General features: G+C 57.7%; 17 protein-coding genes. 10 read left to right on the forward strand and 7 right to left on the reverse strand.

Annotated elements, in window-relative coordinates; all coding sequences use genetic code 11:
• Positions 1-37: 37 nt before the first annotated feature.
• From TK06_RS08840 to TK06_RS08875, 8 genes are all read left to right on the forward strand, one after another.
• Positions 38-1,960: a flavin-containing monooxygenase gene (locus TK06_RS08840; RefSeq protein WP_063321766.1), complete on the forward strand. Its 1,923-nt coding sequence runs from the start codon at positions 38-40 to the stop codon at positions 1,958-1,960.
• A gap of 111 nt (positions 1,961-2,071) precedes the next feature.
• A complete protein-coding gene (locus TK06_RS08845) occupies positions 2,072-3,580 on the forward strand; it encodes an aldehyde dehydrogenase family protein (RefSeq protein WP_063321767.1) in 1,509 nt (502 codons plus the stop codon).
• 12 nt (positions 3,581-3,592) lie between these two features.
• Positions 3,593-4,897: an oxygenase MpaB family protein gene (locus TK06_RS08850; protein WP_063321768.1), complete on the forward strand. Its 1,305-nt coding sequence runs from the start codon at positions 3,593-3,595 to the stop codon at positions 4,895-4,897.
• A gap of 96 nt (positions 4,898-4,993) precedes the next feature.
• Entirely contained in the window at positions 4,994-6,049 is a 1,056-nt protein-coding gene (locus tag TK06_RS08855; RefSeq protein WP_063321769.1) for an OmpP1/FadL family transporter, read from the forward strand.
• 456 nt (positions 6,050-6,505) lie between these two features.
• The gene (locus tag TK06_RS08860; RefSeq protein WP_063321770.1) at positions 6,506-7,306 is read left to right on the forward strand and encodes a helix-turn-helix domain-containing protein; all 801 of its coding nucleotides are present in this window, start codon (positions 6,506-6,508) and stop codon (positions 7,304-7,306) included.
• Between the two features lie 57 nt (positions 7,307-7,363).
• The gene (locus tag TK06_RS08865) at positions 7,364-8,788 is read left to right on the forward strand and encodes an NAD(P)/FAD-dependent oxidoreductase (protein ID WP_063321771.1); all 1,425 of its coding nucleotides are present in this window, start codon (positions 7,364-7,366) and stop codon (positions 8,786-8,788) included.
• Positions 8,785-9,126, forward strand: coding sequence for a cupin domain-containing protein (locus TK06_RS08870; RefSeq protein WP_063321772.1), 342 nt, complete (start codon positions 8,785-8,787; stop codon positions 9,124-9,126). Before TK06_RS08865 ends, TK06_RS08870 begins: the two co-directional genes overlap by 4 nt.
• 44 nt (positions 9,127-9,170) lie before the next feature.
• Positions 9,171-10,244, forward strand: a complete 1,074-nt coding sequence (locus tag TK06_RS08875; RefSeq protein WP_086936606.1) for a polyamine ABC transporter substrate-binding protein — start codon at positions 9,171-9,173, stop codon at positions 10,242-10,244.
• A gap of 56 nt (positions 10,245-10,300) precedes the next feature.
• Here the strand turns inward: TK06_RS08875 and TK06_RS08880 are convergent, their stop codons facing one another.
• Together TK06_RS08880 and TK06_RS08885 are read right to left on the reverse strand one after the other, a co-directional pair.
• A complete protein-coding gene (locus tag TK06_RS08880; RefSeq protein WP_063321774.1) occupies positions 10,301-11,362 on the reverse strand; it encodes an HD-GYP domain-containing protein in 1,062 nt (353 codons plus the stop codon).
• On the reverse strand, positions 11,347-14,247 hold the full coding sequence (locus TK06_RS08885; RefSeq protein WP_063321775.1) for a sensor histidine kinase: 2,901 nt from the start codon (positions 14,245-14,247) through the stop codon (positions 11,347-11,349). Before TK06_RS08885 ends, TK06_RS08880 begins: the two co-directional genes overlap by 16 nt.
• Before the next feature lie 234 nt (positions 14,248-14,481).
• Here TK06_RS08885 and TK06_RS08890 point away from each other — a divergent pair, with 234 nt between their 5' ends.
• Together TK06_RS08890 and TK06_RS08895 are read left to right on the forward strand one after the other, a co-directional pair.
• A complete protein-coding gene (locus TK06_RS08890) occupies positions 14,482-17,478 on the forward strand; it encodes a PAS domain S-box protein (protein ID WP_238992603.1) in 2,997 nt (998 codons plus the stop codon).
• Positions 17,475-18,104, forward strand: a complete 630-nt coding sequence (locus TK06_RS08895) for a response regulator (protein WP_063321777.1) — start codon at positions 17,475-17,477, stop codon at positions 18,102-18,104. The genes TK06_RS08890 and TK06_RS08895 overlap by 4 nt, the downstream gene beginning before the upstream one ends.
• Before the next feature lie 15 nt (positions 18,105-18,119).
• On the opposite strand, the gene TK06_RS08900 is transcribed toward TK06_RS08895, so the two are convergent.
• The 5 genes from TK06_RS08900 to TK06_RS08920 form a co-directional block, all read right to left on the reverse strand.
• The gene (locus tag TK06_RS08900) at positions 18,120-19,196 is read right to left on the reverse strand and encodes a protein-glutamate methylesterase/protein-glutamine glutaminase (RefSeq protein ID WP_063321778.1); all 1,077 of its coding nucleotides are present in this window, start codon (positions 19,194-19,196) and stop codon (positions 18,120-18,122) included.
• Positions 19,193-19,561: a chemotaxis protein CheD gene (locus TK06_RS08905; RefSeq protein ID WP_238992604.1), complete on the reverse strand. Its 369-nt coding sequence runs from the start codon at positions 19,559-19,561 to the stop codon at positions 19,193-19,195. The genes TK06_RS08900 and TK06_RS08905 overlap by 4 nt, the downstream gene beginning before the upstream one ends.
• A 145-nt stretch (positions 19,562-19,706) precedes the next feature.
• Positions 19,707-20,510, reverse strand: a complete 804-nt coding sequence (locus tag TK06_RS08910) for a CheR family methyltransferase (protein ID WP_063321780.1) — start codon at positions 20,508-20,510, stop codon at positions 19,707-19,709.
• Positions 20,507-21,031 carry a chemotaxis protein CheW gene (locus TK06_RS08915; protein WP_063321781.1) on the reverse strand — a complete coding sequence of 175 codons (525 nt, stop codon included), beginning with the start codon at positions 21,029-21,031 and terminating at the stop codon, positions 20,507-20,509. The genes TK06_RS08910 and TK06_RS08915 overlap by 4 nt, the downstream gene beginning before the upstream one ends.
• Positions 21,032-21,106: 75 nt before the next feature.
• The gene (locus TK06_RS08920; protein ID WP_063321782.1) at positions 21,107-21,619 is read right to left on the reverse strand and encodes a chemotaxis protein CheW; all 513 of its coding nucleotides are present in this window, start codon (positions 21,617-21,619) and stop codon (positions 21,107-21,109) included.
• Position 21,620: the final 1 nt, after the last annotated feature.

The raw sequence follows: 21,620 nt of genomic DNA on the forward strand, positions 1-21,620 counted from the left end.
TTAGCCGCGCCACCTAATAATAAAATCAGGTACATCTATGAACACTTACAACCAAACGCTTTCGGCCATGGCTTTTGATGAGCCCACACTCAGAACCCACCTGCGTGAGGCCGATATTCCGACACTGCTCATGTGCATCGCTCACCTGACCGGCGATCTGAAACTGCTCAAGCCCGAGTGGAAGCCGGTGTTGGTGATGGGCGATCCGAAAAGCAGCATGACCGCCGAACAAGAGGAACAGGTTCGTGAGCTCTGCGCGGAGAAACTGATCGAGTTCAAAAACAGCGGTCGTCCGGTTCCAGGACGCCCCACAAAGGACGAGCTGATCACCTTCACGACCTGGTTGATGGGCCCAGGCGTCGACGCCTATTTGCCGATATTGGCCGAAGAAATGGTCAGCGCCGACGACGATCCGCGCGCGCCGCGCTGGCACAAGGAGCATGTGGCCCCCGAGCGCGACTTCAAAGTAGTGATCATCGGTGCGGGCGAAAGTGGCATGGTTGCGGGGCTACGTCTGAAGCAGGCGGGCGTTCCTTTCGTCATCTACGAGAAAGGTAACGATGTCGGCGGCACCTGGCGGGAAAACACCTACCCAGGCTGCCGCGTCGACATCAACAGCTTCTCCTACAGTTTTTCTTTTGCACGGGCCACTTGGGACGACCATTACAGCACTGCCCCGCAGGTATTCAGCTATCTGCAGAATGTGGCTAGGCAAAATGGGCTGTACGAGCACATCGTGTTCAATGCCGAGGTGACTGACGCCCACTGGAACGAGAACACTCAGCACTGGAAAGTCAGCGTCAATCAAGCCAGCGCAACCCAGGACATTCACGCCAACGTAGTGGTCTTTGCTGTCGGTCAATTGAACCGTCCGTTGATTCCAGCGATACCGGGAATCGAAAGCTTCCAGGGGCAAACCTTCCATTCCGCCCAGTGGGATCATGATGCTGACTGGGCCGGAAAACGCGTGGCGGTCATCGGCACAGGCGCAAGCGCCGTGCAGTTCATTCCGCACCTGGCCAAAACCGCAGCGGACCTGAAAATCTTCGCACGCACCAACAATTGGCTGCTGCCCACGCCGAACCTGCACGACCGCGTTGCCGACAGTGCCAAATGGCTGCTCGACAACCTTCCTAACTACAGCCTGTGGTTCCGGGCAACGGCAGTGCTACCGCAAACCATCGGGTTTGTTCACGCCGTAACCGTAGACCCGGCTTACCCTCCGACCGAGAAAGCGGTCTCGGCGATCAACGAACAACTGCGTCAGGACCTGGGCAGCTGGATGGAAGCCCAAATTGCCGACCGGCCCGATCTGCGCGATGTGGTAATCCCTGATTCACCCGTTGGCGGCAAGCGAATCATTCGCGACAACGGCACATGGATTTCAACTCTCAAGCGCGACAACGTACGCCTTGTCCGCGAACCAATCGAATCGATCAATCCTAAAGGCATCTACTGTGTGGATGGCACTCACCATGAGTTCGATCTGATCGTCTACGGCACCGGCTTCCAGGCCTCGAAGTTCCTCATGCCCATCCGCGTCACTGGCCGCGATGGCCTGGATCTGCATACCGAGTGGAAAGGCGACGACGCACGGGCCTACCTGGGGACGACTGTTCCAGGCTTCCCGAACATGTTCTGCATGTATGGCCCCAATACCGGGCTTGTGGTCAGCAGCACGATTATTCAATTCTCGGAATTCACTGCGACCTACATCACCGATGCGGTTCGCCTATTGCTCGAGGGCGGGCACACAAGCATGGAAGTAAAGCCGCGGGTTTGCGAGACCTACAACCAACGAGTCGATGAAGGGAACAGCTTGCGGGCTTGGGGCTTTTCCAAAGTCAACAGTTGGTACAAGAACAGCAAAGGCCGCGTAACTCAGAACTTCCCTTTCGATGCGGCGGAGTTCTGGCGGCGCACCCATGAAGTTGAACCCAGCGACTACTTCCTTTCCTGAGCACATGCACTAACGCCCGTGCAGTAGATACACCTGAACTTAAGGCGCCGATGTTCCATGGGCGCCACATATCACAGTGCGTGATGGTCAAGCTTTTAGCGAGGTACACAGATGAACAGTCAAGTTGAGCGCTCTGCACTCGATGCAATCAGTGCAAAAGCTCGCCACTTTATCGAGTCGTCCAAAGGGCATTACATCAATGGCCACTGGCTGCGCGCCGGGGCAACGTTTGAAATTATCGACCCGGCGACCGAACTTCCACTTGGCGAGCTCGATGAAGCGGATGCCGATATCGTTGGCCTGGCTGTAGATGCAGCCCGGTCTGCCTTCGAGGACCGCTCCGCTTGGCGCACCATGGGCCCCAGCGAGCGCGAACGCATCCTGCATAAGCTGGCCGATGAGCTCGAGGCTGACAGCGACGTTCTGGCTGATCTGATTGCCGCTGAACTGGGGCTACCAAGAGGGGCTGCGCTCGCCTTCGAAGTTGCCAAAGTCATTGATGTGTTTCGCTATTACGCCGGTTTTCCCAGCAAGCTTACCGGCGACACCATCGAGATTGACCCGGCAATGGACGATGCAGAGTTCTTTGCCTATACGACGCATGAGCCGGTCGGCGTGGTAGGGGCGATCCTTCCGTGGAATGCACCGCTGCTGGTGGGCTCCTGGAAAATCGCACCGGCCCTCGCCGCTGGATGCACGCTGGTCGTCAAGCCAGCCGAGGATGTGTCGCTGGTGATCCTGCGGCTCGCCGAACTGGCGAGCAAAGCTGGCTTGCCGGATGGCGTGCTCAACGTGGTGACTGGCCGCGGCGCGGTAACCGGCCAGGCATTGATCGAGCATACGGGGATCGACAAGTTCGCGTTCACCGGCTCAACGGACATTGGAAAGCGCATCTACAAGGCCGCCGCTGACCGCCTCGTTCGCGTCAGCCTGGAGCTCGGCGGTAAAAATCCCGTCATCGTGCTAGCCGATGCCGACGTCAAGGCCATTGCACCGGCATTGTGTATGGCTGCGTTCGCCAACTCGGGACAAATTTGCGTGTCTGGCTCGAAAGTCATGGCGCATGCCTCGATCGCCAACGAGCTACTTGGGGCGATGGCTTCATTCGCCAAGACACTGGTGCCTGGCTCGCCCTTCGATCCCGAGACGGTCATTGGTCCAGTGTGTTCGAAAAAACAGTTCGATCGGGTAATGGCCTATATCAGGCAGGGTGAAACAGAAGGGAACGTCATCATCGGCCAACGGCAATCGACATCTCCCGGCTTTTACATCAACCCAACGATCATCACCGATCTGCCCGCGCAATCGAAGTTGCTGAGTGAAGAGATATTTGGCCCGGTCATCACGGTTGAAACCTGGACGGATGAGCAAAACGTGATCGATCTGACGAATCGCTCTGCCTACGGGCTGTGCGCCACGATCTGGGGCAGCAATCACGGCCATATCCAGCGCCTGGCGAAAAGACTGCGTACCGGCACCGTTTTTATCAACTCCCCTGCCTTCCCACCGGCCAACATTCCTACAGGAGGTTTTCGTCAGTCCGGAGTTGGACGGGACCTGGGTAAAAAAGGTCTTGAAGGCTTTCTCGAACCCAAGTCCGTTATCGCGCGTATCAACTGAGGAGTTTCTGTCATGTCCATGCTCGCAGAAAAAGATCGTGATGTTGAAATGGCTCTCGATCAGAAGTTTCTCTCCCTGAGTGCAGGAAGAACAGCGCCTCCGGGTGGTTTCCTGTACTCACAAGCGTACAACGCCAAAGCCGGTAATGACTTGCGCAAGGCGTTCAAAATGGTCACTGGCGTCAGTGCCGGTTACAACGAGGAGCAGGCATTCAAGATTGCCATGTCGGGCTGGGTTGGAGATCCATTATCGGATGTCGCCATCCTCAAGATCCGTCGAGAAGGCCGCGATGTCCACGCCGTCATGCAGAGCTTTCTGAATGACGGCATCAAGGGCGTCAGCAATGCCCCCGAAGAACTTGAGCAAATCTGGCAGCAAGTCAGCACACCACCACAATGGGTGGACTGGAAGCGTATCGAGAACGGCGCGAAAATCTATCGCCGATTCGGTGTGGAGGGCCATAGGTATCAGGGCATCAGTTCGCTGGACATGTACCGCGTGCTGTCGATTGCCAGAACTCTGATGTCGACCGGTCAGTACGCCGACGACACCGCCTACAAGCGCTTTCTTCTAACCTGCAATTTCTGGACGCAGATCTCCGAGCCCAATGGCATGAAGATCTTCAATGAAGGCTGGAAGGTCACACTGAGGGTGCGTTTGCTGCACACACTGATTCGTCGGGCCGTGTTCGGTTCTCCCCGCTGGGAGCGCGAGCAGTTTGGCATGCCAATCAACCAGAGTGGAATGTTGACCGCCCCGCTCATCTCCTCGGTGATGATGTGCAAGTCCCTGCAGATACTGGGCTACAAGGTGACCGACGAGGAAGTCGAGGACGTGATTCACCTGTGGCAATACGTGGCCTATATCATGGGTTACCAGCAGGAAAATGTGTTCCCGTCCGACATCAAGGGCGCGGTGCAGGCTATGCACGACTCCTTGCTACTCAATCCCCCCAGCGAAGATCCCGATTGCATTCGACTCGGACGATCCTTTCTCGACAGCTTCAAACCCTCCAAAGATGCAGCCCTGATGCAGCGCGCCCGGCAATGGGTCGACTACAAGATCGGCATTGCCCACTCGGCATTTTTTGTCTCGCCCGATACTCGCAGGGCAATGGGCACGCCCAATCCTTGGCTCTGGGCGGCGCTGTATGCCGCCACTCAGTTTCCCAAAAACCGTATTCAGGATTTGCGCCGCCTGAGCAGTCCGAGTTATGCGGCTGGACTCGATGAAAAAGTGCGCGCTGAGAGAAAACATTGGTTGCAAACCCAACTCACGGACGCAGACATGAACTACACGCCAAAGTCGAAATACTGAAAGGCGCTATCCCATAGGGATAAACGGAATGTTGGGCCAGGCGTTTTATATGACAGCAGCTCAACGTGCTTAACCGTAAACAAGAGAATAATAAAAATGAAGCGTTCCACCTTCGTGCAAGTGTTTTTGTTCCTTTCCCCAGGCGCCGTTTATGCCGGCGGTTTTGACGGCCTGGCAATTGGTGTTCAACCCATTTTTGAGTCGGGCAATTACATCGAGCTGACTCACCACTGGCTCAGGCCCAATATCGAGGGAACCGACCCGGCGGGCAACGACACTGGAAACCTGGTCCGCAGACTGGACAGCACCAGCGGTGCATTCAAGCTCGATGTCAGTGACAGTTTCTCCCTGGCACTTCTGACTGACGAACCTTATGCGCGAAGCCCCTACTACCGAAAGGGGCCAGCCGAGGGACTGAAGGCGTCCTATAAAAGTCGCGACTGGACGCTGGTCGGACGCTACAAACTGACACCTGAATTGAGTGTTTACGGTGGCCCTTTCTCGCAGACCCTGGAAATTGCCGCCCACCAACCGCAGCAACTGGCCGGGGTGGCCTACACCTTGAAGACCGACGGCGACACCCGTTATGGCTACACGCTGGGAGTGGCCTATGAACCCATGCCGTTTACCCGGGTATCCCTGACGTACCGCTCGAAGGTGCAGCACAAGGTCGACGGTACCGAGAACGGAATGGATTCGACCATCCGTCAACGCACACCTGAGTCGCTGGCACTGGATGCGCAAATTCCGATCAGCCAGAGCACGCTGCTGTTTGGCTCGGTTTTCTGGGCCAAGTGGACCGGTGTGAGCCTTGCTCCTCCGTTGTTTACCGCCACCTTCGGTATGCCGGTAAAGGTGTTCGAAAATGACACCATTCGTTATACGCTGGGTGCTGGATATCGCATCAATGAAAATGCAACATTAATCGGTGCTTTTATCTATGAGAAAGAGAAAGAAGAGTTCTCTCCACTTGCCCCCACCTCAGGAATCAAGGCATTGAGCGTGGGCTTGAAGTATGATGTGGGCCACGGATTCAATGTCACACCCATGGTGACCTATAGTAAATTTGGCGACATGTCGAGTCCGGTATTTGGAGAGTATCGTGACAACACAATGACAATCTACTCACTGAAAACCAGTTATAACTTCTAACACGGCGCGCTGGACTAGCGCACGGGGAACAGTCTCTCCGATGGATTATTCCATGTAAAACCGGACACCAACTCCCTCTTAAGAAAGGTCTGACTTAACCCTATATATCCGTCCACTTCAGGAAACCTCTAAAAACTATCTGCATTGTCATCGCTGCGTTAAAAAGGCTAAAAATGCTAACTTACAACGTTAAAGTCTGATGCGTCTCAGACCGTCTAACGCCTGCCTTTGCCTTGCGCTGACTGCATTTTGCAACGTTTTTAGAGGTATCCTTCAACTTTCGCCGACTTTAACAACGGCAAACCATATTTCATGAGGGGGAGTTTCCTATGGCGCTGTATGACCTCCCGCACCTGATAGGTTCGAGCGAAGTGCTCGTTATTGAGGCTGTATTTGTTCAGTGAGCCAGTACAGGGCTAGACTGGCGCCAGCCCCAGTCGTCACGCCGGTCAACCAATGCCTCTCCTTCCGCCAGATACCGCCGAACAGACAACGTTGACCCTGGAAGTGGTGCTGCGTTACCACATGGCGTGGAAACGCCGCGACTTGGAGGCGATTCTCGCGATGTATCACCCGCAAGTGCAGTACAACGATTTCTTCCAGAACCGCAGCATGGGCCTGACCGAGTTGCGCGCTTACATCACCAGCACGTTGCCGCGTCATCCCGATGAGTATCTTGAACACAACGACCGCATCCGTGCAGATGGTTGTACCGCATTCATCCAGTACCAGACAGCGCTGAAAGGCAGTGGCGAGCGTGTGGTTTTTCGCACCAGCGAAGCCATCACGGTATGTGATGGCCTGATCCTTCGTATAAACGAATATGCCTCACTGGTGCGCGACAGCGAGCCCCAGACTGGGCGCCACGCGCCCGCCATCAGTAAACTGGGTCTCTCGGCGCGTCAGCTGACTTTCATGGCGCGAGACTTGGCCGACTATTTTACGCGCCAGCAGCCATTCCTCGACCCGGATCTGGACCTCGCACGGATTGCCAGCGCCACCGGGTACAGTCGCAATCAGCTGTCTTACCTGCTGAATCAAGTGCTGGGACAAAGCTTCTATCGCTACGTGACCCAAGCCCGGTTGGCCTACCTGCTTGAGCGCCTCGTCAATCACGGTGAAAACGCGCCCATCGATGCCCTTGCGGCGAGTGCCGGATTCAACTCCACCTCGGCGTTCTACAAGGCCTTCCGCAGTCACACCAGTTGCACACCCAAGGCGTGGTTGAAAGCCAATTGCGCGCGTGCCCGCAGATAACACAGCCCCCGTCGCAGCGCATTAATCTCTGTCGGCAATCAACCGATGGAGCATGGGATGTCTGGCTGGGGTGGTGTGAGTTTGTGGATGGAGCAACTCGGCGAGGCGCTGACGCCGCGCCCGGCGTTGTATCAGGATCTGCAAGCAGACGTTGTGATTATCGGCGCCGGTTACAGTGGCCTCTGGGCGGCCTATTACCTTAAACAGCAAGCACCGCACCTGAACATTGTCATCGTTGAAGCACAGATTGCCGGCTTCGGCGCCTCCGGTCGCAATGGCGGCTGGTTGATGGGCAACCTGCTGGGCGAAGACCGGCTCCTGGGCCCACTACCTGCCGCGCAACGTCACGCAGGCTACCAACTGCTGCATGCAATCCCCGACGAGGTGGCGCGAGTGTGCCACCTCGAAGGCATCGATTGCGAACTGCGCAAAGGCGGCGTGCTGTACTGCGCGGCGCGTTATCCCGAGCAAGAACGGCGCCTGCGCGAACAGCTCGATGCTGTCCGCGGGCAAGGCCTGGGTGAAGACGACTACCGCTGGTTGAGCCCTCAGGCCTTGCGTGAACAGTTAAATGTGGCCCAGGCGTACGGCGCCCTGTACTCACCTCACTGCGCGACCATCCAGCCTGCACGGTTGGTACGGGGCCTGGCCGAAGCCGTCGAACGGATGGGTGTACGCATTTACGAGCAAAGCCCGGTGCTCGACTGGAAGCCAGGCCAGGTTCGAACCGAGCACGGTCGGGTGAGCGCCGATTGGGTGGTACCGGCGGTAGAAGGTTATGCCAGTACCCTGCCCCCGTTGAACAAGCATCAACTGGCCGCGCAAAGCCTGATCGTTGCGACTGAGCCGCTCCCGGCCGATGTATGGGCCGAAATCGGCCTGACCCGTGGCCAGGCGTTCAGCGAAAACAGCCGACAAGTCACCTACGGTCAGCGCAGCCGAGACGATCGCCTGGTGTTTGGCGCCCGCGGTGGATATCGCTTTGGCGGTCGCCTGCGCAGTGACTTCAACCTCACTCAGGCCGAACGAGCATTGCGGCAACACCTGTTTAGCGAGCTCTTTCCGATCTTGCGCAATGTGCGCCTGACCCATGCCTGGGGCGGCAATCTGGGGGTTGCCCGGTCCTTTCACCCGCACATGCTCGCCGACCGTCGCCAGCGGATCGCCCTGGCGGGTGGCTACGGAGGTGAAGGTGTAGGCGCCAGCAATCTGGGCGGCCGAACCGTGGCGGCGTTGATTCTTGACCAGGACAACGAACTGACTCGCCAGCCCTGGGTGCTGGATGACCGTCCCCTGGCCTCGTTGCCACGATGGGAGCCCGAGCCTCTGCGCTGGCTGGGTTACAACGCCATTATCCAGAGCTTCGTTCACGAGGATCAGGTATTGGCCAACCTCCATGCGCCACGCTGGCGTCGCCGGATGGCTGAAGGGCTGGCCGGTTGCATGGAACGTCTGATGAAGTCCAAGGAGCCGTTTGCATGAAGATCGATCATTTTCGCGACACAGCCCGTTTGCCTCTCGGTGAGCCTGGCGCTGTCGGTGTACCGCTGGGCGAGCCGCTTTCACAGGTTGCCACGGCATGCGTCGAGCGCGACGACGGCGTCGAGGCCGGCGTGTGGGAATGCACCCCCGGCCGCTGGCGGCGCCAGATCGTGCAACAGGAGTTCTGCCATTTCATTCAGGGGCGTTGCACCTTCACCCCGGACGGTGGTGAGGCCCTACATATCCAGGCCGGCGACGCGTTGATGTTCCCTGCGAACACGACGGGAGTCTGGGATGTACAAGAAACCGTTCGCAAGAGCTACGTACTGATTTTCTGAACTGCCTTCATCCATAACGCCTAGAACAAAGGTTGAGGTCTCGCATGTTGAAGTCGATCTTTCCGTTACTGTTGATCGTGTCTACCGCTCAGGCAGCAGACACCGTCAGGATCTACAACTGGAGCAGCTACATCGCTCCAGATACCCTGCAAAACTTTACCACCCAGACCGGGCACCAGACCCAATATGACCTGTACGACAGCAACGAGGTGCTCGACGCCAAACTGATGGCCGGCCATTCAGGCTATGACGTGGTGTTTCCCTCCAACCACTTCATGGCCCGGCAGATCACGGCCGGCGCACTCAAACCGCTGGACCGCAGCAAGCTCCCGAACTGGCACAACCTCAACCCGACGCTGATGAAGGTCCTGGAGGCCAATGACCCTGGTAACCGCTACGGTTTTCCCTACCTGTGGGGCAGCACCGGCATCGGCTACAACGTGGCCAAGGTCAAGGCGGTCCTGGGCGATGTACCGATAGACTCGTGGGACATTGTGTTCAAGCCGGAAAACATGAAGAAACTCGCCCGATGCGGCGTGGCGATGCTCGACAATGGTCCCGAGATCCTTCCCATCGCCTTGAACTACCTTGGCCTGCCGCATCACAGCAAGGACAAGGCCGACTACGAGAAGGCGCAGGCCTTGTTACTCAAGGTGCGCCCCTATGTGAGTTACTTCCACAACTCCAAGTACACCAGTGACCTTGCGACGGGTGACGTGTGTCTGGTCGTAGGATTTTCCGGCGATGTGATGCAGGCCGCAGCGCGAGCCAATGAGGCCGGGAACGGCCAGCAGATTGCTTACGCCATACCCAAGGAAGGCTCACCGATGTGGTTCGACATGGTCGCCATGCCCGCCGATGCGCCGAATGAAGGCGCCGGCTACGAATTTCTCAACTACCTGCTGGACCCCAAGGTGATGGCTGGCATCAGCAATCATGTGCACTATGCCAACGGCAACACCGCCGCCGAGGGGCTGGTCGACAAGGCCATCCGCAACGACCCGATGGTGTACCCGCCTGACAGCGTGATGAAAAAACTCTTTGTACTGGAGGCAATGCCATTAGAGAACGACCGGCTGCGCACGCGGGTCTGGAGCCGGATTAAAAGCGGGCAATGAAACCTGTCGCCGATGAAGCAGACACCCGGATCATCGGCGACATCTCCCGGGTCTCATCAGCCCTCTCGCGCATCAGGCAGGCGCAAGCGATCTATTTCGTCAAAGAGATTACAAAAAACGTCCACCAGGAACGGATCGAACTGGGTACCGGCTTGATCGGTGATGAAACGCCTTGAGCACTCGACATCCCAAGCCTGCTTATAGGCTCGAGGCATTCTAATGGCGTCATACACATCGCATATCGACACAATCCTTGCCGATAACGGGATTTCCTTGCCCCGCAATCCCTTTGGATAGCCGGTGCCATCCCAACGCTCATGATGCGACAGGGCAATTTCCGCTGCCAGGTCCGTCAACGGCGAACCCTCTGGGTCACGCAAGATTTCATAACCAATGCGGGCATGCTCCTGCATGATCGCCCGCTCCTGCGGCGTCAATGCTCCAGGCTTTTGCAGAATGGCATCTACAATGCCAATTTTTCCAACGTCGTGCATCGGTGCAGCCATCCTCATGAGGTCACACCATTGAGCGGGCATGCCGATAGCCTTGGCCAACAAAGCCGCGGACTCGCCAATACGGACAATATGCTGCCCCGTGTCGTCATCGCGATAGCTGGCTGCTCGACTCAAGCTGCTGCTGATCGCCTTGTAGCTGGAAGCCAGTTGGGCCGTGCGCAGCTCCACTTTGCGCTCGAGTTCAGCATTGACGTCGCGCAGCAGCTTGGCCGCCTGCGCCAGCTCCAGGCAATTACGCACCCTGAGCAACACTTCAGGAAGATCAATGGGTTTGGAGATGAAGTCGTTGGCGCCCCTTTCCAATCCTTTGCGCCTGTTCTGCTGATCACTCAAGGCCGTCACGATGATGACCGGTGACTCCGTGCGGTCACGTGTATTGAGGCGATCAAGGATCTCGAAGCCGTCGGGTGCGGGCATGTCCAGGTCCAACAACAGCAGGTCCCAGGCGTTCGCAAGCAACCAGTCCAGTCCTTTGGCAGAGTCGCTGAATGTGGTGATGTTCTGCAGGCCCACGGCTCGCAAGCACGAATCCAGAAGCCGGAGATTGGTGGCCACATCGTCGATAATGACGATCCTGCTTTGCGCATTTACTTTGGCAAACATACATCCGCCCTCCCCGTGGCGAGCGTCAAGACCAGACTACGAATACTCTGCCTCTCCAATGGAGAAGCGACGATGGCCTGGCATTCAAGGTGGCCAACCGAAGCGTGATCCACGGCCGCACGGACCACGATGATCGACATTGCAGTCGTTGGGATACTCGTGCGCAAGCCGCTGAAAAAAGTGTTCAGCACGGGTACAGGGTCCGGAGTGGCGACGATCAATACGCTGACCGCCGTGGCATCAAGCACGAGGCCGGCATCGGGCAAGGTATTGACCCGATCCAACTCAAAATCGCCGATTAACGCCTCTCGAACCACCTCACCATCCTGAGGGTCGTTACTCACCAACAGGACGCGTGGCAAGGCTATCGTCGACACTTTGGACGCGTTCCCCGGCACAGGAAGCGCCGCCGAGCACATGTCGATCCAGAAAGTCATCCCCACTTCGACGTTGCTTTCAAAGCCCATGGTGCCGTGCATCAGGAGCGCCAGGTCTCGGCACAACACCAAGCCAATGCCAGTTCCCGGGATGGACGAGTTCTCTTTTCCCAAGCGCTGGAAGGGCCTGAAAAGCTCGCCCTGCAAAGCCGGGGAAATGCCCATCCCGGTATCTGTCACATAAAGACGAAGCCTGGCTCCGTCCTCGACAACCGAAGCCCCCAGAGTGACGTCTCCACCGGGCCGGTTGTACTTGATTGCATTGGATAACAGATTGATCAGGACCTGCTTGAGGCGGCGCTTATCCGCCCAGACATGCCATGTATCCAGAGGAGCATTGATGTGCAAGGTCTGGCCATGCGCCGAGACTTGCTGCTGGACCATGTCAGCGCAGTTGGATAACAGGCTTGCCACGTGTACGGGCTTGAGATCGAGCAGTGGTTTCTCGGCCTGCAAGCTGGAGAGATCAAGCAGATCGTCAACCAACTGCATGAGATGCTCACTGGCTTCGATGATCTCCTGCAGGTTGGCCGTCTCCTCCAATGCCGGGGCAGGCGACTGCATGAGCCCCAACTGGGCAAACCCGTAGATCGCATTCAATGGCGTCCGCAGCTCATGGCTCATGCTGGAGATGAATTTGGACTTGGCGGTACTGGCGGCCTCTGCCTCCAGGGTTTTCTCCCGCAGATCCAACTGGGTCTGCTTGAGTGTCGTGATGTCGACACACGCCACGACCACGACACTGGAATCCTCCAGCCGGGAGGATTCCAGCGTACGGCCCCGGCATAGGATCCAGATCAGCTTTCCATGCACGTCCCTGATCCGGAACTCCACTTCCGGCGCCACGCTTGCACTGCCCCTGGCCTCTTCCAGGAACTGGGTGAAGGTTTGCCGATCCTCAATGGGAATGCTCTGCAGCAATGTCGCCATGGGCACTTCATTAGCGGCAAAACCGAAGCGCTGGCACAGGGCACCCTTGAGAATAAAACGCTGTCGTTTCGGGTAATACTCCCAGAGCCCTTCGGCAAAACTCTCCATGACCAACTCCAGACGCTGCTGGGTGGAGCTGCGAATGAACTCGGCCTGGGCCAGCTGCCTGCCCATCCCCAGTGCCTGGTTGGACATTGACCACAGTTCGGTGATATCGGAAGGACTTGCCGCTGGTTGCCAGTTACCCCGGCCGATCTCTCGCATCATGCGTGAGACCCCTTGCACCGGTATGCTCAACTGGCGACTGAGGTCACGCGTACGCCACCACATGAAGGCAAAGAACAAGGCATAGAACACAACCAGCCCCGCGATCAACAGGTACCCCACATCGCGGTAATGACTGGCCAGCAGATTGGTTTCCTGCATGGCCGCGGCTTCGTCCACTACCGCCAACAAGAGCCAGCCGGTGGTGGGGATCCCACTCCAGGCGACCAGATGAGGCCGTCCATTCAACGTCAGCGCAACGATGCCCTCTGGATGGCCCGGCAAGTTCTTATTGAGACTGGCGAGGTCCGGATAACGAGTGAGGTTCAAATCCGGTGATTGCAAGCGTTCGTGATCGACAGGCTTTCCAGTGGGCTGGTTCTCGGCGGCTCGCAGGGAAAAATCACGTTGCCCCGCCTTGGGCACGGCCATGATATCGAGCTTATTGTTGACCAGCATCAGGTAGCCACCCCAAGGCATCTTCAACTGCTCGATTTGCTTCAAGATCCCGTCGACCGTTACATCGATCCCGGCTACGCCCTCCAGGAAGTCGCCGCTGTAGACTGGCGCAATGGCAGACATCATCCACCCCTGGCCGGCGGGATCCAGGTAGACATCGGTCCAGACTACTTTTTTATCAGGATTATGTTTTGCATCGGCCAAGTAGTAGAAGTTGTATTGGGTGATGTCCATATCATGTGGGTACTGCTCGAGCGTATTAAACCAGGGATAAATCCGGTTATAGCTGTCCCACGTATTGAAATAGATGCTGGCAATCAGAGGATCCCCGTCCTTCAACTGCTTCATCATGAAGTCCTGGTTCGCCAGCAGCGATATCTTGTAGAGGTCCTGCTTTTGCAGCGGGGTGACATTCGAATAGAACGAGGCGGACGCCCCGTCGTTCGCTGCGCTGTAGCGGACACCATCGGCACTTACTGCAAGCGATGCCGCCACGGGAGGCTGGTTTTCGGTGAGTTCATGTTCAGTGGACTTGGCATAAAGACTGATCGCTTTGTGAACCTGCTCCAATTGTCCTTGCACCAACAGCGCATTCTGCTGAACCGATACCTGTATGTCGCGAGTTGCACTTTGATGCAGGTGCTCGATCTGGGAGTTTCGAATGGACTGGTTCGTGATGAAGTAAGTGGTGATCAGCACGCCTTCCACCAAGACGAGCGGCAACAGGCTGGTACTGGCAAATGCCCGCCAGATCCATCTGCGCAAACTGACCCTCTTCTTTGACGCTGCTTGCATAGGCACGCTCGTTGCGCTGGCCACACGTTCGATATCACAACGACATCATTGTGGTCTCATCCTTGATATCTGTCCAAGGGAACCCTGCTCCTTTCGTCCGCGGGCAAAAAACCTGCTGGTACACCAAGCATCGATCAAAAACCCGTGGGCAGCCTTATGACCATAGTCGAACACTGGATTTTGCTCTCAAGACTTTAAGCTATGCTCAAGAGCGGGTTACCCGAGGATGGACGAATGGATTCAGCCATTGCGCTAGCAACACCGTACACGCAGGGTGCGGATGACGTGGGTGTCTTGTTGCTGGATGCCCAGGGGGCCCTGCTCATCATGGACGACTGCGCCAGCGGATTGCTGGGGCTAAGCGAGACCGCCGCATTCCTGGTTCCCTTGCCTTCCCTGTTTTCTCTCAAGCCGCTGATGTTTGAACAGCACATCACCCATGCTCGACTCAAGGGTAGCTGGCATTTCCAGGGCATGTCGGCCGATGGCGACACGCTGAGTGTGAAACTCGACTACAAAGCGCAACAATCCACCTACCTGGTAAAGATCCACCGCGCCGAACACATCCATCTTGCCGAACAGGATTATCGCTTGGCGTTTGACTCCGCCGGCACGGGCCTGGCCTTGTTGCGGATGAACGGTGAATGGATCGCGGCCAATCGAATGCTGTGTCAGATGCTTGGCTACACCGAAGAAGAACTTCGTGCCACCTCTTTCCAGCGTTTGACGCATCCGGACGACGCCGACCTCAATAAGGAAGAATTGCACAGGCTCATCCAGGGACACCGCGCGAGCCTGACACTGGAAAAACGCTACATCCGTAAGGACGGCAGCACGCTGTGGGCACGCCTGACCGTGGGCATCGCCCGTAACGCTGATGCTGAAGCGCTTTACTTCGTATCGCAGCTGGAAGACATCAGTGAACATCTCGCCTTGCGCCAGGCATTGTTCAATAACGAACAGAAGTACCTCTCACTGGCCAAAAGCTCACAAAACATCATCCTTCGCTACAACCGGCTAGGACAACAGATCTATGCCAATCCAGAGCTTGAACGCGCCCGAGGTTTTCCCAACACTCATATCACCGAACGCGCCTCGACGCCCAATCAGCTCGACGAGTACTTTCGCACGCAGGTGGAACTCACGTTATCAACCGGCGTAGCGAACACGTTTCTGCTGGAAAACAAGGACTCGCATTCACGTCGTTCCATGGATTTCCTGTGCAACCTGACCCCGGAGCATGACGAAACAGGCAAGCTGTGCGGGGTGCTGGTCACCGCCCAGGATATCAGTGCGTTGCGCCGGCAGGAGCGCGCCGAGAATGCGCGCTCGGCCATTTTCCAGAAGATGGTCACCCACGACTCTCTCCTTGAGGTGCTGCCCCTGCTCGGCGCCTACCTGGATATTCTGACACCCGAGTTTCACAACGCCATGGCGTTCAAGGCTATCCCTGGCGACGACTCCCCTGACGCGCCGCCTACGGATACGCCCTCGATTGCAACCTGCCTGGCCGAAGATCTCGATCGACATCCCGAGCTGTTCGAACACCATCGTTTCATCGCCGATTTGAGAAGCGATGCCTCGGGCTTCGCTTTCAGCCAACCCGCCGTGCAGGCAGGCTACCGGGGTTGCTGGGTAGAACCGGTGATCAACAAGACCGGCGTCACGCTGGGCGCCATCCTGTTGTTCGTCGGTGGCGACACCCCACTGAGCGAGCAGGACCGCAAGCATGCGCAAATGGCCAGTCATATCGCTGCCATCGCCTGGGAACGCTGCTCAGCCCACAGCCACCTGGCCCAAAGCGAACGTCGTTACCGCGAAGTCTTCGACCATTCGCAAGACATGCTTTGCCTGCTCGCGGTGGATGCCGACCAGCAACTCAGTTGCCTGGAGGCCAATCCGAAGCTGTGCGAGATGCTCGCCAAGAGCCATTCGGACATGATCGGCCAACCGTTGGGCCAATGCTTGGAGAAAGAAGCCGCAAGTATTGTCGAGGCTATCTGTCTGCACTGCATTGCCGTGGGCGCGCCCATCGAACTGGATGCGCATCTGCCTTGCGGTCAGCGCTCACTCGTTGTGCATTTCAACCTGGTGCCCGTCGCCGATTCAAATGGGCACTTGCATCGCCTGGTATGCATTGCTCGCAACATCACCGATATCCGGGAAGCGCAGCGCAACGAACTGGCCCGGCAGCAGGAAATCGGCACACTGGTTGAGAACTCTCCAGATGGTATTGCACGCCTGAGTCGAACGGGTGAACTGTTGTTCATCAATCCGGCGCTGGAAACCTGGTTGGATCGCCCGCAAATCGACTTGCTGCACAAGGACCTGCTCGAAATTCTGCCGAAAAACCTGCAGAGCCAATTATTCCATGCAGCCGTCATCGAAGCCGTGGAAAAGGGCCAGCCCCTGGAGCATGAGTATGTGCTCACCGAGCAGCATCGACTGCAACGCGTCTATCACATCAGCCTCGTTCCCGAGCAGGACATCCAGGGGAAAATTGCCACCGTGCTGGCGGTCGTTCGGGATATATCACAGCTGCGCCTGGCCGAACTGCGCCTGGCATCGCTCAACAAGCAACTGCGCCAATTGATGTCCAGCCGCGAAAGTGCGCGGGAAGAGGAACGCAAGCTGATCGCCCAGGAGATCCACGATGAGCTCGGGCAACATCTGACCGCAATCCGCATGGGCACTTCGCTGCTGCGCTTCCAGTACGGCGAACAACTGCCCCAGCTCAGTGAACAAGTCGCACGCCTGCTGCAACTGATCGACCAGACGGTGCAGGTGGTGAGAAATATTTCCACCAGCCTGCGCCCTTCCATCCTCAACATGGGTATCGCCGCGTCACTGGAATGGCTGACCGACACCTTCAAGCAGCAATGGGGCATCGACTGCAACCTGCAGATTCATCCGCCGACAATCCGCCTGGACGATGCCAGCGCAACCGCCGCATTTAGAATCGCCCAGGAGTCGCTGACCAACATTGCCCGGCACGCCGAAGCCACCCGGGTCAATATCACGTTTGAGCAAGGCGACAATGGCTGGTCGCTGGAAATCGCCGACAATGGCAAAGGCTTCGAGCAACGTGAACAATCGTCCAGGACCCTCGGCTTGCTGGGCATGCGCGAACGGGGCCTGACCTTGGGGGGGACCACCACCATCTCCAGCAGCATCGGCAGCGGTACTACCGTTCAATTGCGCGTACCTGTCTCAAGGAGTCACGACTCATGATCCGTTTAATGGTGGCCGACGATCACACGATCATGCGCGAGGGCCTCAAGCAACTGTTCGCGCTGGTCAAGGATTTTTCCGTGGTGGCGGAAGCGGAAAATGGTGCCCAGGTCCTGGAGTTGCTGCGCCACACAGACATCGACGTGCTACTGCTCGACATGACCATGCCCGGTTCAAGTGGCGAGGATCTGATCGGCCGTATCCACGCCCATTACCCCAAGCTGCCGATGCTCATCTTGAGCATGCACAATGAAGCCCACATTGCCCAACGTGCGCTACGCGCCGGCGCCTCGGGCTACATGACCAAGGACCGCGACCCGGAAGCGCTGCTGGCAGCGATCCGCAAGGTGAGCACCGGCGCGCGCTACCTCGATCCACAACTGGCCGAGCAGATCGCCCTTCAGAGCAGCGGTGTAACGCCCGAAAACGCTTCGCAGAGCCTGACCTCGCGTGAATTCCAGATCCTGCGCATGCTGGCTCAAGGGCTGAGCGTCAACCAAATCGCCGAACAACTGGTGATCAGCAATAAAACCGTCAGCACCCACAAGACTCGGCTGATGGAGAAGATGTGCTTTGCCACCAGCACAGACCTGGTGCGCTACGCCTTGAACGAAGGACTGGTCTGAAACGACGGCACGATCTCAGGGCTGATGTCCGCGAACGCCAAGGATGGCCGAAGCAATCTGCTCCAGTGGCAACTCGCGCTCGACCGCGCCCAGCTTGAAGGCCTCGCGTGGCATGCCATACACCACACAAGAGTCTTCATCCTGCCCCAGGGTCCTGGCGCCGGCATCGCGCATTTCCTTGAGGCCACGAGCACCATCATCGCCCATGCCCGTCATGATGATTCCAAGGGCATTGCTGCCGGCGCTGCGTGCGACCGATCGGAACAGGACATCCACTGAGGGGCGATGTCGGCTGACGGGAGGTCCCTGGACAATATCCACCTGGTATTGGGCACCGCTGCGCTTGACTAGCATATGGGTGCCACCCGGTGCGATCAGCGCACGCCCGGGAATGATGCGATCACCCTGTACCGCCTCGCGAACCTCGATTTCGCAAACGTGATTGAGGCGCTCGGCGAAGGCGGCGGTAAACTTCTCTGGCATGTGCTGCACCACGACAATGCCCGGACACACCCGCGGCAATCCTTGGAGTACCTGTTCCAGGGCCTGGGTGCCGCCGGTGGAAGTACCGATGGCAACGATACTTTCAGTCGTGCGCACCATGGCCACGGACGCAGGGGGCAGAATCGAGTCGGCACTGAGCCGGGGCGGTACGTCGACAGGCACCCGGGCGCCCGCTACCCGCCGCAGGTTGGCCTTTGCTGCGGCCCTGACGGCCTGGACCAGTTCGTCCGCGCTTTCAGTCAGGAACTGTCGCAGGTTGGACTGTGGCTTGGTGACGATACTGACTGCACCAGCCGCCAGCGCCTGCAAGGTGGTCTTGGCGCCCTTCTCGGTCAGCGTCGAACAGATCACCACCGGCGTAGGCTTTTGCGCCATCAGTTTTTTCAGGAAGGTAATGCCGTCCATTCGTGGCATCTCGACGTCCAACACGATGACGTCAGGCCATTGCCTGCTCATCTTCTCCATGGCGTACACCGGATCGGCGGCGACGTCGATAACCTGGATTCCACTGGCCTGGTTCAGGGCTGCACTCAGCACCTGGCGCACCACGGCGGAATCATCCACGATCAAGACCTTGATATCCGTCATATGGCTTTACTCTTGGGCGACTCGAATACTTTGCGTACCGAGTCGGCATGATTGAGTTGAAGGCATCCAGTGCCTACATCGAACACCAGGTGGCGATACCCCTGGCCACCGACGTGATAGGCCCGGCACTGCAACCCATGATCCTGGATCAGGCTCCTGGCGGCATTGACGTTCTGTTGGCCGATCCCGGTAGCGTCACCGCGATACACCCCGGGAAACATGTCAGCCCCGCCAAAAAGACTCACTTCAAACTGCTCGGGCCGAGCGCCCGCCTGATGAATGCACTCGAACAGCAGCAACAACGCATCCGTCGCGTAACGACCGTTCAGGTGTCCCGCGCCGCGACCGCCCCGACGAGGCAACATGAAATGACACATACCGCCCAACAAGCGTTGCGGATGCCAAAACACCAAGGCGACACAAGACCCCAGCACGGTACATAAGCGCATTTGGCGCCCTCCGAACGCCACATCACCGGGCTGCAGGAAATATTCGGTCACCTGAACCATCTCAAGCGTCCGGTTTGCGATAGATAGAGGGTTTGACCAACTGCAATTCATCGCTGATGCCATTCAGGCTTTCCGAATGGCTCACGATGAAATAGCCACCTGGCCGCAGGTGTTTGCTCAAGCGCTTCACTACCTCGGACTTGGTCTGGTTATCGAAATAGATCATCACATTGCGCAGGAAGATCACGTCGAACTGCCCCACCGAAGGCAACGCATTGTTCAAGTTGATCGAAGTGAAGGTAATCCGTGACGCCAACGCGCGATCGACCATGAAAATGCCGTTGTTGCTGCCCACGCCCCTCAGGCAGTACCTGTTCAACAACGCCTCGGGAATGCCGCGGATACCGTCCAGTGGGTAGCGTCCGCCTTGGGCTTTTTCCAACACCCGGCTACTGATATCCGAAGCGAGGATCTCCCATGGCCGGGTGCCCAGGCTGTCGGCCAGCACCATGGCCAGGGTGTAGGGTTCCTCCCCCGTGGAACAGGCACCACTCCAAATACGTACCGGGGCATTGCCACGAAGTTCGGGAAGCACCACGTCGCGCAGAAACTCAAAATGCTTGGGTTCGCGGAAAAAGTAGGTTTCGTTGGTGGTCAGCAAGTCCACTGCCATTTGCAACTCGGTCCGGTCCTTCATCAACAAGCGGTAATAGCTGCCGTAGGTGGTCAAGTTGAAAAACTGCAAGCGCTTGGCCAGGCGGCCGCTGACCAGCTGTTTCTTGGCAACGGATAGGCTGATCCCGGCGATTTCATGAATCATTGCCCGAAACTGCTGGAACTCGTTGTCGGAGAGCACGACATTCATGGTCTTAGCCCGTCGGCGTTGATGTTCGAAGGGAGCAGCGCCGACCAGTCCTCGCTACTGAGCATGTGCTCGATGTCCAGTAACAAGACGAAACGGTCACTGAGCTTGCCGATTCCCACCACAAATGCAGGACTAAGGCGGCCCTGGAGTGCCGGTGCCGGCTCGATCTGCTCGGCCGGTATCTCCAGCACTTCGCTGACTGCATCCACGATGATGCCCACCAGGCCTGCGCCGCCGCTGCCGTGGACCTCCAGCATGACGATGCAGGTACGTGGGTTTTCCAGGGTCTGGACGCCCCCAAAACACAGCCCGAGGTCCAGCACAGGAATGGCCGCTCCGCGCAGATTGGTGATGCCGCGAACCTTCGCTGGCGCCATCGGCAACGGCGTAATCGGTCCGTATTCGACAATTTCCCGTACGCACAGGGTGCCTACCGCGAACATCTCCTGGCCCACGCTGAAGGTCAGGTACTGTGGCGCTGCCGTCCCCGGGGCTGGCAGGCGCGAGGCAGATATGGACATGGTTCACTCCTAGGGATCCACCGTAGACGGCAGCATCCATCTCAAGACAACGTAGGCATGCCTGAGCGCTACAACTCAGTGCAACTGGCGAGCGATCTCACTGACACACAGCACCTGGTCGATCTGAAGCACAGTCAGGAACGCACCTCGCACCTTGACCATCCCTCGAATGAAGTCTTCACGGATCCGGTTTCCGATCGCCGGAGCGGCCTTGATGTCGGCCAACTCGATTTCGATCACCTCGCTCACCGAGTCGACCACGATACCCAGCACTTGCGGCTCGTCTTCCTGAACCAGTTCCAGGATAACGATGCAGGTTCTGTTGCCTTGCTGCGTGGCGCCCTTGCTGAAGCGCGCCTGCAGATCGATCACCGGCACCACCGAACCGCGCAGATTGATCACTCCGCGGATAAAATCCGGCATCATCGGTACGCTTGTAACCTGGCCGTACTCGATGATTTCTCGCACGCACAAGGTATCGATCGCATAGACCTCCCTGGCAGATACAAACGTCAGGAATTGCAGGAATTCGCTGTCACACGGATTCTGCTGCGCATGCTCGAAATGGCTCAAGACTGCAGGTTCCATG

Origin of the sequence: Pseudomonas fluorescens, assembly GCF_001623525.1 — a bacterium.
Taxonomy (GTDB): domain Bacteria; phylum Pseudomonadota; class Gammaproteobacteria; order Pseudomonadales; family Pseudomonadaceae; genus Aquipseudomonas; species Aquipseudomonas fluorescens_Q.